The organism is Roseovarius sp. SK2, assembly GCF_028807495.1.
GTDB classification, from domain to species: Bacteria; Pseudomonadota; Alphaproteobacteria; order Rhodobacterales; family Rhodobacteraceae; genus Roseovarius; species Roseovarius confluentis.
On record NZ_JARAMK010000017.1, the window covers coordinates 49379 to 63909 of the forward strand.

Annotated in this window: 13 protein-coding genes and 3 pseudogenes; 13 read left to right on the top strand and 3 right to left on the bottom strand. The window is 60.8% G+C overall.

Going from position 1 to position 14531, the window contains the following annotated elements:
• The first annotated feature begins 36 nt into the window (after window positions 1-36).
• Together PVV74_RS21970 and PVV74_RS21975 are read left to right on the top strand one after the other, a co-directional pair.
• Window positions 37-378: a type II toxin-antitoxin system RelE/ParE family toxin gene (locus tag PVV74_RS21970; RefSeq protein WP_274594670.1), complete on the top strand. Its 342-nt coding sequence runs from the start codon at window positions 37-39 to the stop codon at window positions 376-378.
• Window positions 375-668 (top strand): helix-turn-helix domain-containing protein, encoded by a 294-nt coding sequence (locus tag PVV74_RS21975; RefSeq protein WP_274594671.1) that lies wholly within the window; start codon window positions 375-377, stop codon window positions 666-668. The genes PVV74_RS21970 and PVV74_RS21975 overlap by 4 nt, the downstream gene beginning before the upstream one ends.
• 129 nt (window positions 669-797) lie before the next feature.
• Here the strand turns inward: PVV74_RS21975 and PVV74_RS21980 are convergent.
• Window positions 798-1681: pseudogene (locus tag PVV74_RS21980) on the bottom strand (recombinase family protein).
• Between the two features lie 226 nt (window positions 1682-1907).
• On the opposite strand from PVV74_RS21980, the gene PVV74_RS21985 reads away from it, so the two are divergent.
• Entirely contained in the window at window positions 1908-2978 is a 1071-nt protein-coding gene (locus tag PVV74_RS21985; RefSeq protein ID WP_274594672.1) for a hypothetical protein, read from the top strand.
• Window positions 2979-3035: 57 nt separating this feature from the next.
• Here the strand turns inward: PVV74_RS21985 and PVV74_RS21990 are convergent, their stop codons facing one another.
• Entirely contained in the window at window positions 3036-3452 is a 417-nt protein-coding gene (locus PVV74_RS21990; RefSeq protein ID WP_057796971.1) for a MerR family transcriptional regulator, read from the bottom strand.
• 76 nt (window positions 3453-3528) lie between these two features.
• Between PVV74_RS21990 and PVV74_RS21995 the strand changes: the two genes are divergently transcribed.
• From PVV74_RS21995 to PVV74_RS22020, 6 genes and pseudogenes are all read left to right on the top strand, one after another.
• Window positions 3529-3918 (top strand): mercuric transporter MerT family protein, encoded by a 390-nt coding sequence (locus PVV74_RS21995; RefSeq protein WP_057796974.1) that lies wholly within the window; start codon window positions 3529-3531, stop codon window positions 3916-3918.
• Window positions 3919-3936: 18 nt separating this feature from the next.
• Complete coding sequence (locus tag PVV74_RS22000) at window positions 3937-4242, top strand: heavy-metal-associated domain-containing protein (protein WP_057796972.1); 306 nt, start codon at window positions 3937-3939, stop codon at window positions 4240-4242.
• A 4-nt stretch (window positions 4243-4246) separates the two neighbouring features.
• Window positions 4247-4485: pseudogene (gene merF, locus PVV74_RS22005) on the top strand (mercury resistance system transport protein MerF).
• A 4-nt stretch (window positions 4486-4489) separates the two neighbouring features.
• Window positions 4490-5914: a mercury(II) reductase gene (merA, locus tag PVV74_RS22010; protein WP_144435656.1), complete on the top strand. Its 1425-nt coding sequence runs from the start codon at window positions 4490-4492 to the stop codon at window positions 5912-5914.
• Window positions 5915-5972: 58 nt separating this feature from the next.
• Window positions 5973-6173, top strand: a pseudogene (locus PVV74_RS22015) (hypothetical protein); the annotation flags it as partial.
• Between the two features lie 176 nt (window positions 6174-6349).
• On the top strand, window positions 6350-7966 hold the full coding sequence (locus tag PVV74_RS22020; RefSeq protein WP_073038202.1) for an ISL3 family transposase: 1617 nt from the start codon (window positions 6350-6352) through the stop codon (window positions 7964-7966).
• A gap of 75 nt (window positions 7967-8041) precedes the next feature.
• Here PVV74_RS22020 and PVV74_RS22025 read toward each other — a convergent pair whose 3' ends face one another.
• Window positions 8042-8623: a L,D-transpeptidase gene (locus tag PVV74_RS22025; RefSeq protein ID WP_082631181.1), complete on the bottom strand. Its 582-nt coding sequence runs from the start codon at window positions 8621-8623 to the stop codon at window positions 8042-8044.
• Window positions 8624-9051: 428 nt separating this feature from the next.
• Between PVV74_RS22025 and PVV74_RS22030 the strand changes: the two genes are divergently transcribed.
• The 4 genes from PVV74_RS22030 (at window position 9052) to PVV74_RS22045 (ending at window position 14478) form a co-directional block, all read left to right on the top strand.
• Complete coding sequence (locus PVV74_RS22030) at window positions 9052-9714, top strand: TVP38/TMEM64 family protein (RefSeq protein ID WP_057796909.1); 663 nt, start codon at window positions 9052-9054, stop codon at window positions 9712-9714.
• A gap of 17 nt (window positions 9715-9731) precedes the next feature.
• Entirely contained in the window at window positions 9732-12086 is a 2355-nt protein-coding gene (locus PVV74_RS22035; RefSeq protein WP_172977595.1) for a copper-transporting P-type ATPase, read from the top strand.
• Window positions 12087-12207: 121 nt separating this feature from the next.
• Entirely contained in the window at window positions 12208-13692 is a 1485-nt protein-coding gene (locus PVV74_RS22040; RefSeq protein ID WP_274594673.1) for a multicopper oxidase family protein, read from the top strand.
• Between the two features lie 84 nt (window positions 13693-13776).
• Window positions 13777-14478 carry an IS6 family transposase gene (locus PVV74_RS22045; protein ID WP_057796910.1) on the top strand — a complete coding sequence of 234 codons (702 nt, stop codon included), beginning with the start codon at window positions 13777-13779 and terminating at the stop codon, window positions 14476-14478.
• Window positions 14479-14531: the final 53 nt, after the last annotated feature.

A 14531-nucleotide genomic window follows, 5' to 3' on the forward strand; every position in this document is an offset into this window, starting at 1 on the left:
ACTTATACGTCAGCGAAGCATAAATGGTAACTTAGAATGACACGATTGCAGACGGTGGTGGAACTGCCCGAATTCCAAAGGCGCGCCAAAGCAATCATGTCTGAGCAAGAGCGCGAGGCTGCAATCAACTACATTGCCGGCAATCCTGATGATGGGGTTTCTCTCGGCGGTGGGCTTCGCAAGATTCGCATCCCAAGAGTTGGGGGCGGTAAGAGCGGCGGTTTCAGGACGTTGTATGTATTTGGCGGGAACCATATGCCGATCTTTTTGATCACGATCTTTGCCAAGAACGAAAAGGCCAACCTGTCCAAGGCTGAACAAGCCGCGGCAGTCGAAATGAGCAAAGCGCTTGTCGCAAGGTATGGAGACGCAACATGACTGCATATGAATCGGTGTCGAAAGGCCTGGAAGAGGCCTTGGCATTCGCAGATGGAAACATGACGGCCGCCAAGGTCCATGAGGTATCCGTTGTCGATGTCGATGTGGCCGAAGTTCGCCAAAAAACTGGTCTCTCACAGGCTGAATTCGCCCGAAGCATAGGAGTAGCAAAGGGCACGCTCTTGAACTGGGAACATGGGCGTCGACACCCGACGGGCCCTGCTCAAGTCCTGCTGGCCTTGATCGCAAAGAAGCCATCGGTCGTGCAGGATCTGCTGCGAGGCGCTTGATCTGTGGTGCAAGGTGATATCCCTTTGACGCTCCTTTCGAAGATACGGTCGATGAAGCCTGCAGATTGCTGAGCTCGCGAACGGGGTGAGCGATATCTCATTGGCTATGGGATAACTTTGCTCTCTAAACTACTCCAACAATCCTAGCTTTTCCGCACGGTCCAGCAGCATCCTCACGGAAGAAGGCTGCCAGCTGGTCCGTCCACGAGGCGTGCGCTTACGCATGGATTCCAGCCGCTCGCAGATCGCCTGCAGCGTTATGTCAGGATCGGCACCTTTGATTGCCGCGACAATCGCGGGCAGGCGATCGTCGGTTTCGCGACGTCCAGTGCGTCCAAGCACTTCAGCGGGTAGAAACCCGTCGCGGATGTAGGCTTTCACGGCGCGGAGCAAGCGGCTTTGCGTCCAGTGCCGATCATGGGGCAGGGGGCCATTGATAATCCGCAAGACGTCTTCCCAAGCCATATCGGGGCGCAAGCGGCGCACATGGGGCACCCAATCTTGCGCGGTCTCGTTCAGGCGCTCCATGTAGCCGTCCTGTCGCGCCAGCCGCACCTTACGCAGCGCGGCGGGATCCTTGGCGCTTAGCCCAGGATTGCCACCAACGCGACCTTTGGCGCGCGCGGAGGCAAGACCCGCCTTGGTACGCTCGCGGATCAGGGCGCGTTCGAATTCGGCAGCAGCGCCCAAAACCTGCAACGTAAACTTGCCTTGCGGCGATCCAGTGTCGATTGGGTCTTGGAGGGAGCGGAAGAAAGCTCCCTTGCCCTCCAGTGTTTCGATCACCTCGAGAAGGTGCGACAAAGACCGCGCAAGCCGGTCGATCCGCACGACGACCAGCGTGTCGCCGTGGTCCACGCGCTCCAGCACGCGTGCCAGCACCGGCCGGGCGCGATTGCCGCCGGAGGCGTGCTCTTCATGGATTTCTGCGCAGCTTGCGGATTTCAGGGCCTGCGACTGGGGCAGGGGGTCTGATCCTCGGTTGATACGCGCGCATAGCCAATAAGGGGCATGAAATCCGGCCGTTTGCAATTTAAGGTATCGCTAATAAACGACCGTTTGTAAACGGATGCAAGGGCGATCTCTGTGCCCCTGCTCAACGGAAAGCCCTTGGTTTCCATAGGCTGAGCGCGATCAGAGAGCCCTCGCCGACCATCGCCCGCGCGTGCTATATAAGAAGCGCGGGTGCACTCTGACAAAACCCTTGGGTAAAATGCAAAAACCCAGTATTTTGCACATATGAAGCCTCAAGCGCCTGCCTTTCATGATGAATCGGACGTTCTCTTTCTCGATGCTGAGGAGGTGGAACAGTCGTCCGAGGACGATCTTTGGTTCCTGCCCGGTCCCATGGAAGAGGAGCCGGATTATCTGCCGCCCGGACCGCGGGCCGAACCGCGTGAAGCCGAGGTCCTCGACGATTGGCGGAAAGCAGAGGCGGGTCATGCCGCGCGTCTTGCCCGTGTGGCCGGTCGCGTCGGCGCGCTGGACGACCGCCTGAAGCGCAGCCCGGAAGGATGGCGGCACAGGCTTGCCCTGATCGAGGCTGCCGACCTCAGCTGGTTCGCGGGTGACCGCATTGGCCCGGATCGCATTGCTATTTGGATATCCATGCGCCTGTCAGGCGTTCAAGAGGACCCCGCAGGACTGGCGCGTGTCGGTTGGGCGGTACGTCGTCTGACAGGGGGACCAGGCCCCGAGGTGGACCTTTCTGCCTTCCTCGATCGTCGCGATCCCGAGAACATGGTCGATGACGCCGAGCCTTTTGCGGATCGCGCGGGCGGTTGGCTGAACCTGATGGCGCAAGCCGCCGAGCTGCACCCGATAACCCGTGCCTGCGCGGGTTATCACCTCTGGAGCCTTGCGGGCCTTGGGCAGCAGGGCGATCGAATGGAAGCGGCAGTCACGGCCGCGCGGATCGCGGCCAGCGAGGGCAAGGGAGCAGTCTTTGCACCTCTGGCCATGGGTGGGGCAGGGGGGCTGCGCGCTGGCGGCCCACCCGCTGACCGTTTGGCGTGTTGGCTTGAGGGGATGGAGACGGCATGTCTGACAGCAATGCGGCACCTAGACGATATTGAAGCATGGTCAGCGCGGGCGGAAGCCGAAATGACACCGCTTTCGGGCAAGACCCCGCGCGCCTTGCGCGCTGTGCTTACCGAATGGCCCCTTGTCTCTGCCCCGATGGGCGAGGTCCTGACCAACGCTAGCCGTGCCGCCGTTCAACGCAATCTCGCCTGGATGGAAGCGCGAGGCTTGATCCGCGAGGTGACCGGCCAGGGGCGATTCAAGATATGGGTAGCGGCACGATCTTGAATCTTCCAGTTCGATGCATGGGAGCTTCAAGAGTTCGGGAAGTTCGTGTCATAGTTTTCAGTTTCCAGAAATCGCGTCGAGCACCGGACAGTTGGGGACTTCGGCGCCAGAACACCTGGATGCCGTTGCAGCGAGGACGGATTCGATCCGCCGGAGGTCTGCAATCTTCGCACGCACATCAGCAAGGTGGCGCTCTGTTCTCTCCTTGACGTCGGCGCAAGTCGGGGCGGCTCCGTCCTCCAGCCCCAAAAGCCCGCGAATGTTTTCCATGGAGAACCCGAGTTCCCGGGCACGCAGGATGAAGCGCAGGCGTGTGGCGTGTGCGGTGGCATAGATCCGGTAGCCGGCATTGGTCCGGGGTGGGTCAGGCAGCAGGCCCGTTTTCTCGTAATAGCGGATTGTTTCGATGTTGCATCCGGTCGCCCGGGCCAGGTCGCCGCGTGTTAAGCCGCTCTCGCGTTCGTGATCGGTCATGGGCAGGTTTCCTCTTGAGCCTGTAGTTACTACAGACCCTACACCCATCATCAACCACAGACGAGAGGTGCGCGACATGACACTGACAGACGACAGAACAGACACTTCAGCGGCGGATCGCCCCGCCCGAAAGGGTTGGCTTGCGGCGGGCGGGGTTGTGGGCGCCTTTTTCGCCTCGGCCTGCTGCATCGGGCCGCTGGTGCTTCTGACTCTCGGCATCTCGGGCGCCTGGATCGGCAACCTCACGGCACTGGAGCCTTACAAGCCGATCTTTGCCGTAATCGCGCTCGGCTTCATCGGGGCCGGGTTCCGGCAGGTGTATTTGCGCAAGCCGACCGTCTGCGAGCCTGGTTCCTACTGTGCGCGCCCATCCTCGGCGCGGATCACCAAGACCGCGCTCTGGGCTTCCCTGATACTCGTCGTCGCTGCACTCACCATCGACTGGTGGGCCCCGCTTCTCTACTGATCCCGAAAGGACACCCTCATGAAGACGATCCTTGCCCTTGTTCTGTTCGGCCTGACCGCCACAGCACCCATCACGGCCATTCCTGCCGTCGCGCAAACCGTCGCCGCCGAGCAGACCGTCACCTTCGCGGTGGACAACATGACCTGCGCGCTCTGCCCGGTGACGGTGAAGCGCGCGATGGAAGGCGTCGATGGCGTGCGCGCCGTCGAGATCGACTTCGAGGCGCGCACCGCTACTGTCGTCTTCGACACCGCCGCGACCAGCGCCGAGGCGATCGCGACCGCGTCGGCCAATGCAGGCTACCCGGCGCGCGTCTCAGGTTGACGGGATGAGCGAGCAGACCGACCGCAAGATGATCGCGACAGGGATCGTCGGCACCGTCATCGCGGCGCTCTGCTGCTTCACGCCGATCCTGGTCGTTCTTCTCGGCGCCGTGGGCCTGTCGGCTTGACTTGGCTTGGCTGGATAGACTACGTGCTGCTGCCCGCGCTGGCGTTTTTTATCGGCCTGACCATCTATGCCGTCTGGCGGCGGCAGCGGCGCAGGGCATCTCAAGAAAATGGATGAGTTCATGAAATACGAAACCAAGGCACCCACGGGCGATTTCGACCTTGCCGTGATCGGTGCCGGATCGGCTGGCTTCTCCGCCGCGATCACCGCCGCCGAGGGCGGCAAGCGGGTCGCGCTCATCGGGCATGGCACCATCGGCGGGACCTGCGTGAACGTGGGCTGCGTGCCCTCCAAGACGATGATCCGCGCTGCGGAAGCCCTCCACAGTGCGCAGTCGGCGCATCGTTTCCCGGGCCTCAGCGGAGAGGCGCAGGTTGCCGACTGGTCGGCGCTGGTTGTGGCCAAGGACGATCTGGTCGCGACGCTGCGCCAGAAGAAGTACGCCGACCTGCTGCCGGGCTACGATGGAGTGACTTATATCGACGAGGGTCCGGCGCAGCTCGTCCCCGGCGGTGTCGAAGTCGGCAGGCGCAAGATCACGGCTCCCAAGGTGATCGTCGCCACAGGCGGCAGACCCGCCGTGCCCGATATCCTTGGCATCCTCGAAGCACCGACGCTCGACAGCACGTCGCTGCTGGCGCTGGACCATTTGCCCGACAGCCTGATCTTCCTCGGCGGCGGCTATATCGGCGTGGAGCTGGCGCAGATGATGGCGCGGATGGGCACCCACGTCACCATCGTCTGCCGCTCGCGCCTGTTGCCGCACACCGAGCCGGAGGTGTCCGAGGCGCTCACGGCGACCTTGCGCGCCGAAGGCTTGCGCGTCCTAGATGGCGCGACCTACCACGCCGCGCGGCGTGATGTTGACCGCGCGGTTTTGTCCGTGACGGTGGACGGTACCGACCGCGATCTGACGGCCCACCGCCTCGTCCTGACCACGGGCCGTGCGCCCAACACCAAGAGGCTGGGCCTCGCGGAGATGGGTGTCGAGACCGACGCACGCGGTGCGATCCGGGTGGGCGACGACATGCAGACCACGAAGCCCGGCATCTTCGCGGCCGGCGATGTGACCGACCGCGATCAGTTCGTCTACATGGCCGCCTATGGCGCCAAGCTCGCGTCCCGCAACGCCGTTCTGGGCGGGACGGAGCGCTACGACAACGCATCGATGCCTTGGGTGGTGTTCACCGATCCGCAAGTGGCCGGAGTCGGGCTGACCGAAGCGCAGGCGCGTGCGGCGGGTCATGACGTCAAGACCAGCGTGCTTACCCTCGACAACGTGCCTCGCGCGCTAGCGGCCCGCGATACCCGGGGCCTGATCAAGCTGGTCGCGGATGCGCAGACCGACCGCCTGCTGGGCGGCGTCATCATGGCGCCGGAGGGAGCCGACAGTGTCCAGACGCTCGCCATGGCGTTGAAGTTCGGCATGACGACAAAGGCGCTCGGCGAAACGATCTTTCCCTATCTTACCACGGTCGAGGCGCTGAAGCTCGCCGCGCAGACCTTCGACAAGGATGTCGCCAAACTGTCCTGCTGCGCTGGATGAAACGAGCAGATTTATCCAGCTTGGACCCTCAAGCGTGTCTAAGACGAGCAAGGCAGGCGAAATGACCCCACTTTCGGGCAAGACCCCGCGCGCCTTGCGCTCTGTGCTTACCGAATGGCCCCTTGTCTCTGCCCCGATGGGCGAGGTCCTGACCAACGCTAGCCGTGCCGCCGTTCAACGCAATCTCGCCTGGACGGAAGCGCGAGGCCTGATCCGGGAGGTGACGGGGCAGGGGCGGTATCGATTGTGGCGCATGTGAGCAACCAAATGGGCACCACCAGGAGCGTTTTTGCACAAGTAGAGACAAATGGCAGTAAAGGTTCGCTGAGCACTATTGCACGGGTTACGGCAAATGTCGCGTAGCCCTTAATTGGGTTCTGCCTCACTTTGTGTGGCGCAACTATCCTGAAACTGGAAAATTCAGGAGGTATAGTTGTGAGTTCGAAGAAGCACTGGTCGCCCGGGAGCGATGTTGCCGTTCAAAGCGTTGAGCGAAGTGAAAGAGGCGGGTGGATTGTATCTGGCGTCTTGGCTCCCAACGGCATTTGCCCAGACTGTGGATTGCATTCACGCCGACGTCACGGCTGGCGGCGTCGGCGGCTGCAGGATTATCCCGCGCATGGAGACGAGGTAACGGTTGATCTCGCAATTTGCCGTTGGCGATGTCAGGCACCCGCTTGCCCACGCCGGACATTCTCAGACCAAATCGCCTCGATTGCGCGTCCATTTGCACGTCGTACTTCGCGTGTCGGGGAGATTGTCACCCATCTTGGGCATGCGACCGGCGGACGGCCAGCCGAGCGGTTGTTGCATCGTTTGGGCCTTGGAGTCAGCGATGACACGGTGCTTAGGCAGCTGAAGAACCGTGCCCAAGACAGTGGCGAGTCGCCGACAGTCATCGGGATCGACGACTGGAGTTGGCGGAAATCGCAAACCTACGGCACGATCATTGTGGATCTGGAGCGTCGCGTGGTGATCGACATTCTTGAGGATCGAGATGTCGTCAGCTGCACCAACTGGCTGAAGCGACACCCCGAGGTGGAAGTGATCAGCAGAGATCGCTGCGGTCTCTACGCCCAGGCAGCACGGCAAGGGGCACCGCAGGCGAAGCAGGTCGCTGACCGGTTCCATATCGTACAAAACCTGCGGCAGGCCATCGAGGAGCAAATGAACCTTCACGGCCGTGCGACCGGCAGGGCGCTGCTGTCCGACGCCGACAACATCACCGCAGCCGGCAGCCTTCTGAAGTCACGCCTGGCGCATAGGACGTCTCGGGAAGAGATTTTCGCCACCATTCATGCGCTCCGAAATCAGGGGCTTTCATGCAGCGAGATCGGGCGGCGAACAGGGTTCCCGCGTCGCAGCATCGCGAAATGGCTGCAGTTCGAGACACCACCGGACCGCAGGCGGGCCGCTTTGAAGCCGACATCGCCGTGGTACTTTGAAGAGTTCCTGAGCCAAAGCTGGAAGGAGGGCATTCGAACTGGCAGCGCCCTGTTCCGTCTGATCCGAGAGCGCGGTTACGAGGGGAGTCAGTCGCATTTGCAGCGTCTGTTGGCGGGCTGGCGAAAAGCAGAACAGCAAGGGAGCGACTCCAAGGTAGAGCACGAAATCCTTAAGCCAGTCCGGGACCCGGAAACGGGGCACGCGATTTCCCCGGTCATCGCAGCCGCGCTGTGCATCAAACCCCGCGGAAAGCTCACCCCGGATCAAGCGCGGAAAGTCGACGCGCTCAAGGCCGGTTCTCCCGCCTTCGCAACGATGCGAAGTCTCGCCATGCGGTTCAACGGTATCCTGCGCAGCCGCCAAGCAGACCCGCTCCCAGCATGGATCGACAACGCGATCGAAACCGATCTGGCGCCCATCGTGCGCTTTGCCCGCACATTGAACCGGGACTTCGATGCAGTCAAAAACGCCATCGAGATGCCATGGAGCAACGGCCAAGCAGAAGGTCAGATCAATCGCCTGAAGACGCTCAAACGCGCCATGTACGGTCGAGCCGGTCCAGAATTGTTGCGGGCGAGAATGCTACCGTTCCGCCACACAGATTGAGGCAGAGCCTTTAATTCTGATATTTTTGCCCATTCACATTCTGGGGGGCTCGTTCATCTCAGGACCGCCTTTACTTCAGCTTGACGCAGTTTTTGGATACAGATGCACCCGCGCTCCGATCTGAACCCGATCATAAAGATCGGATACATGGTCATTGGTCAATCGCGCACATCCATTTGAAACGGCAAATCCGATTGTCCGTGGCTCGTTTGTTCCGTGGATGCGCAAGTAAGTATCCCGTCCATCATCATCATAAAGATATAGTGCTCTTGCTCCCAGTGGATTGCCAGGGCCACCGGGAACGCCATCGGCAAACCGCGCATACTTTTCAGGCTCCCGGCGGATCATTGCATTTGTCGGACGCCAACGCGGCCACTCGGCCTTGCGCGCAACATTGAATGAACCTGCTTCGTACAACCCTTCTCGACCGACACCCACGCCGTAGCGGATCGCCATTCCGTCTTCCAACATGAAGTACAAAAAGAAGTCATCAGGAACGACATGGACCGATCCGGGCACCCAGTCGGTGCGATAGGTATTCACCAATTGAGGAAGAAACCGATCCGGAAGGGCATATGCATGCGCAAAGGTTAGATTCGGCAGCGTAGCTGCAGCCAATGAAGTAAGAACAGCCGCCCGGCGCGTCAAAAATGTCATTCCGTCTCCTAGTCAAGGCCCGCTACGATCCGTCGATTTACATGGTGCTTTCTTTGGGGCCTGCGTCAATTACGACGATCGTTGGCGCCACGTTACGGACCTCGGACATTCCTGAACCAGAACCGCTTTGTCGCAATTTGTAACTATGACACTTCCGCGACTTGACCTTCCAGTCAGTGGAACCCCTATCTCAGGAGGAAGTATGACAAACAAGGCTTCGGAAAGGGCTGTAGAATCGTGAAATACCAACTCCGCCACTCGAATAGCACAATTTCTATCAGGCCGCCTGCGATTGATCCGTTTGGCGAGGCAAAACTGGCACGGTTCGGCACAAAGGCTCTGCTTTTGCGTTGGTCTGCGCCTCAAACAATCTACGGTTTTGCGCTGATGGCCTCCGTCTTCCTCATTGCCCCGCTGATTTGATCCAGATGTTCCGTGTCGTCCTCCTCGTCGCCCTGATCGGGGGCATTGTCGTCATTGCGCGGCCCGACCTTCTGAACCTGACGCTTCCGACCCGTGCTGATCTTGAAAATTGGATTGACGCCGCGGGCCTGTTGGGTCCGGTTGTCGTCGTCACTCTGATGACAGTCGCTATCGTTGCAAGCCCTCTGCCTTCTGCCCCGATCGCTTTGGCGGCGGGTGCGGCCTACGGACATTGGGTCGGGGCCGTGCTTGTCGTGATCGGTGCTGAACTTGGTGCGCTCATCGCCTTCACGCTGGCCCGCAAACTGGGCCATCCTTTCGTTGCACGGTTTTTTGGAGACACATCTCGTTGGGCGCTTCTCGGCTCACAAAACATGCTGACATTGATCGTCTTCGTCAGCCGCCTCCTACCGTTCCTGTCATTCGACCTTATCAGCTACGCGGCTGGTCTTAGTGCCTTGCACTTCTGGCGCTTCGCCATTGCAACGCTGGCCGGCATCATCCCCGCCAGTTTCTTCCTGGCACACATGGGGGCGATCGCGATGACGGGCGATTCAGAATCCGTCCTTTGGACGATTGCCGTCCTCGGCGTTGTTTCCGGTCTTTCCTTGATCGCGGCCCTCGTCAGCAAAAAACGCAAGTCCGGGCGACTGTCCGAATTCACCTAATTCAGAAAGGTTTCACCATGAACCATCCAGACGCATCATCCCAGCCACAGGTCTATACCTGCCCGATGCACCCCGAGGTCGTGTCCGACGAACCCGGCGATTGCCCGAAATGCGGGATGCACCTTGTCCCGCAGGATGAAGTGTCGGCATCCGAAGCCGACTGTCACCATCACGGCCACGCCGGTCATGCCCATGCAGCCGGTTCCGCGCCAGCAGACGGCAAATACGATACCGTGCCGGAAGACCACGATGGGGCGGTCTACACCTGCCCGATGCACGCCGAAGTCCGTCAGACCCACCCGGGCTCCTGCCCGATCTGCGGCATGGGGCTTGAACTGGAAAGTGCCGCCATGGACGAGGACGGCCCGAATCCCGAACTGGTCGATTTCACCCGGCGGTTCTGGGTCGGCACGATCCTGTCGATCCCACTTCTGGTCTTCACCATGGGGCCTTTCGTTGGGTTTCCCGGCGTAAGAGAGATTTTCGGAGAGCGCGGCACGCTCTGGATCGAACTGATACTCGGTACACCCGTGGTCTGGTGGTGTGGCTGGCCGTTCCTTGTCCGCGGCTGGAATTCGTTCCGCACGATGAACCTCAACATGTTCTCGCTCATCGCGATGGGCGTTATGGCCGCATGGCTGTTCAGTGTTGTTGCAGTCCTTGTCCCGGATATATTCCCCGATGGTTTCCGTGATGAACAAGGCCATGTTGGTGTCTATTTCGAGGCCGCGGCAGTGATCGTCACACTTGTCCTTCTGGGTCAGGTGATGGAACTGCGCGCCCGCGAAGGCACCGGAAAGGCAATCCGTGCGCTACTGGACATGGCGGCCAAATCCGCGCGTGTTATCCGCGATGATGGCAGCGAAGAAGAAATAGCGCTCGAAGATGTGGTCGTAGGTGACCGTTTGCGCGTGCGCCCCGGCGACAAAGTGCCGGTCGATGGCGTCGTCGCCGAGGGTCGCTCCTCTATCGACGAAAGCATGATCACCGGCGAACCCATTCCCGTTGAAAAGGTCGAAGGCGACACCGTCACAGGGGCCACGATCAACGGCACCGGATCGCTGATCGTCGAAGCCACGCGCGTCGGCTCGGACACGATGCTCAGCCAGATCGTAGAAATGGTCTCCAACGCGCAGCGGTCTCGTGCGCCGATCCAAAAATACGCAGACAAGGTCGCAGGTTACTTCGTTCCGGCCGTCATCGTAATCGCCATTCTGGCCTTTGTGGCGTGGGCGGTCTGGGGCCCCGCCCCTGCTCTGTCATATGCCTTGATTGCTGCCGTCGCGGTCCTGATCATCGCCTGCCCCTGCGCGCTTGGCCTGGCCACGCCGATGTCGATCATGACGGCCACGGGTCGCGGCGCACAGGCCGGCGTGCTGATCAAGAATGCCGAGGCGCTTGAGCGGTTTGAGAAAGTCGACACGCTGATCGTCGACAAGACGGGGACGCTGACCATGGGCAAACCGCGCCTCGTCGCGGTCCTGCCCGAGGATGGCCATGACGAGGCTGAGGTTCTCCGCCTTGCCGCATCACTTGAGCGCGGCTCAGAACACCCGTTGGCCGAGGCCATCGTGCGCGGTGCTGAAGAGCGTGGTGTGGATATGGCTAAGGCCGACGGCTTCGAGGCCGTGACCGGCAAAGGCGTTCGCGGTACCGTTGATGGGAAATCCGTCGCGCTGGGTAACCGCAAGCTGGTTGAGGATCTTGGCCTTGAAACCGGACCATTAAGCGACGTGGCCAACATCCGCCGGGATGAAGGCGAAACGGTGATGTTCGTCGTTGTCGAAGATGCGCTGGTCGGTCTCGTCGCGGTGTCCGATCCGATCAAGGACACCACGCCCGACGCACTCAAGGCGCTGCACGATCTGGGGTTCCGCATCATCATGGCCACCGGCGACAACGAACGCACCGCCAAGGCCGTGGCCGACCGCCTCGGCATCGACGAGGTCCGCGCCGATGTCCTGCCCGAAGACAAGGCGAAGATCGTCCGCGATCTGCAAGAAAGCGGGGCCAAGGTTGCCATGGCCGGTGACGGTGTCAACGACGCCCCTGCCCTCGCGCAGGCGGATGTTGGCATTGCCATGGGCACCGGGGCCGATGTGGCCATCGAAAGTTCCGGTATTACGCTGGTAAAAGGCGACCTCGACGGCATCGTGCGCGCCCGCCGCCTGGCCCGCGTCACCATGCGCAACATCCGCCAGAACCTGTTCTTCGCGCTGATCTATAATGCTTCAGGTGTGCCCATCGCCGCAGGCCTGCTCTACCCGTTCTTCGGCATCCTCATCAGCCCGATGTTCGCCGCTTTCGCCATGAGCGCCTCGTCCATTTCCGTGGTACTCAACGCGCTGCGCTTGCGCCGGACGACACTATGACTTTGATGTTGTGTGCCGTGAGCTCCTCGACGTTCGCCGAGCCCATCCGCGTCAGCGTATTGCGCAGGTGGATCTAACGCATTCTTCAAAGAAGCGGCCTCCGCCGCGAAAGGACAAACCCATGAAACGACGACAGTTCATCATTGCCGGTGCAGCGGCTGGCGCGACCCTAGCCACACCGATGCTGCTGACCCGCCGTGCGATCGCGGCAGAAACGGGCGCACCCTTGCCGATCCCACCGCTGATGGACGTGGATGGCATCGCCGGGAACACGCTGACTGCGCATGCCGCCACACGGGCATTCTACGCTGGCGTCGCGTCGCCGACGCTTGGGTTCTCACAAGACTACCTTGGCCCGACATTGCGCTTCGTAAGGGGCCGCGCCGCGAGGATTTCAGTGGAGAATAGCACCGACATGCCGATCACCGCGCACTGGCACGGCATGCACCTTCCCGGTGACCTTGATGGCGGTCCGCAACTTGCGTTCGGTCCCGGCGAGACATGGGCGCCTGAACTTCCGGTGGATCACCCTGCAGCGACGCTGTGGTATCACAGCCATGTCCACGGACAGACCGCCAATCAGGTCTATCGCGGCCTAGCGGGGATGATCCTGCTGGACGACCCGGCGATCGACGTTCCACTGCCCCAAACCTATGGCGAAGATGACATACCGCTCATTGTTCAGGACCGCCTGTTCCGGCGCGGAGTAATGACCTACGACCTTGGCCACATGGACCAGATGGCGGGGTTTCAGGGCAGCGACATTCTGGTCAATGGGACACTGCACCCGAAAGTGACCGTGCCCGCCGGTCTGGTGCGGTTCCGTCTTTTGAATGGGTCCAATGCCCGCACTTACGAATTTAGCTTCTCGGATGGCCGCCGGTTCCATCAGATTGCCAGCGACGGCGGGCTTCTGCCTACACCGCATGCGGTGACCGGCTTGCACCTGTCGCCCGGCGAACGTGCCGAAATCGTCGTCGATTTCTCCGATAGCCGTGCTGTGCGGCTCGTGTCTGCCGACATCGCGGCTGGGATGATGGGTGGCGGGTCCATGGGCGGCATGATGGGCGGAGGCTCCGGCCCGTCGGGCACGCTCGACATTCTGTCGATCGAGGTTTCAGGACAGGCCTTGGTGACGCCAGACGCCTTGCCCGCGCGCCTGCCCGCCCAGTTGCCCGATCTTGGCGCGCCGGTCCGGACCCGTGACTTCACCCTGAATATCCATTCTCGCGGCATGATGGGCAGTATGATGAACAACCTCTTTGGCCGCTCGGGTCAGTCCATGGGCATCAACGGCGCCTCATATGACATGGGCCGCATAGATTTCCATGTCCCTTTGGGCGAAACCGAACGCTGGCGGATCAACGCTGACATGATGGCCCATCCCTTCCACGTGCATGGGGCCTCGTTCCTCGTGACGCATGCGGGCGGACAGGCCGTCGATCCGCAACTGACCGGCCTCAAGGACGTGGTTCACGTCGACGGGCCCACTGAAATTCTCGTCCGTTTCGACAAGCCCGCCACGGCAGAGGCTCCGTTCATGTACCACTGTCACATCCTCGAACACGAAGATCGCGGAATGATGGGCCAGTTCACCGTTGGATAGATCACGATGAAACCCTAGATTCGGTGATGTCACGTTAACTGCCCTATTGTTGTTCGCGTCGCGATTTCTTCTTATCTGACTGCAATGCAGACATCGGCTATCAGCTACAAGCGCCATCGCTTTCCATCCCAGATTATCGCTCACGCGGTCTGGCTCTACATGCGCTTCAACCTAAGCCTGCGTGAGGTTGAGGAGATGTTGCTCGAGCGCGGAATTGATGTGTCCTACGAAACCATCAGGCGCTGGACGGTCAAATTCGGGCCTCAGATCGCCCAGAATCTGCGACGGAGGCAAGCCCGTCCGGGTGATGTTTGGCATATGGACGAAGTCGTCGTGAAGATTGCCGACAGGTCATTCTGGCTCTGGCGCGCGGTCGATCAACATGGGGTTGTGCTGGATGAAATCCTCCAGTCCAGTCGGAATAAGCCGGCTGCGAAACGTCTGATGCTCAGACTTCTCAAGCGTCATGGCTTCGTGCCAAAACGGATTATAACGGACAAGCTGCGATCCTATGGCGCTGCCAAGCGCGACGTAGCGCCCGGTTTGGATCATTGGTCGCACAAGGGCCTGAATAATCGCGCAGAGAACAGCCACCTGCCGTTTCGAAAGCGGGAACGGGTGATGCAAGGACACCGATCACCCGGCGGCTTGCAGCGCTTCGTGTCTGTTCACTCAGCAACCCGAAACTGCTTCTTTGTCCCATCCTGCCGCCGCACAGCCTTAACCATCCGCTTCCATCGGTTGCAGGCACTTGATGTCTGGAAAACGGCTGCGAACATCGCTTGATCCCACTAACGCGATGCCTTCGCCGATTGCCGACAGGTTAACGTGACAACACC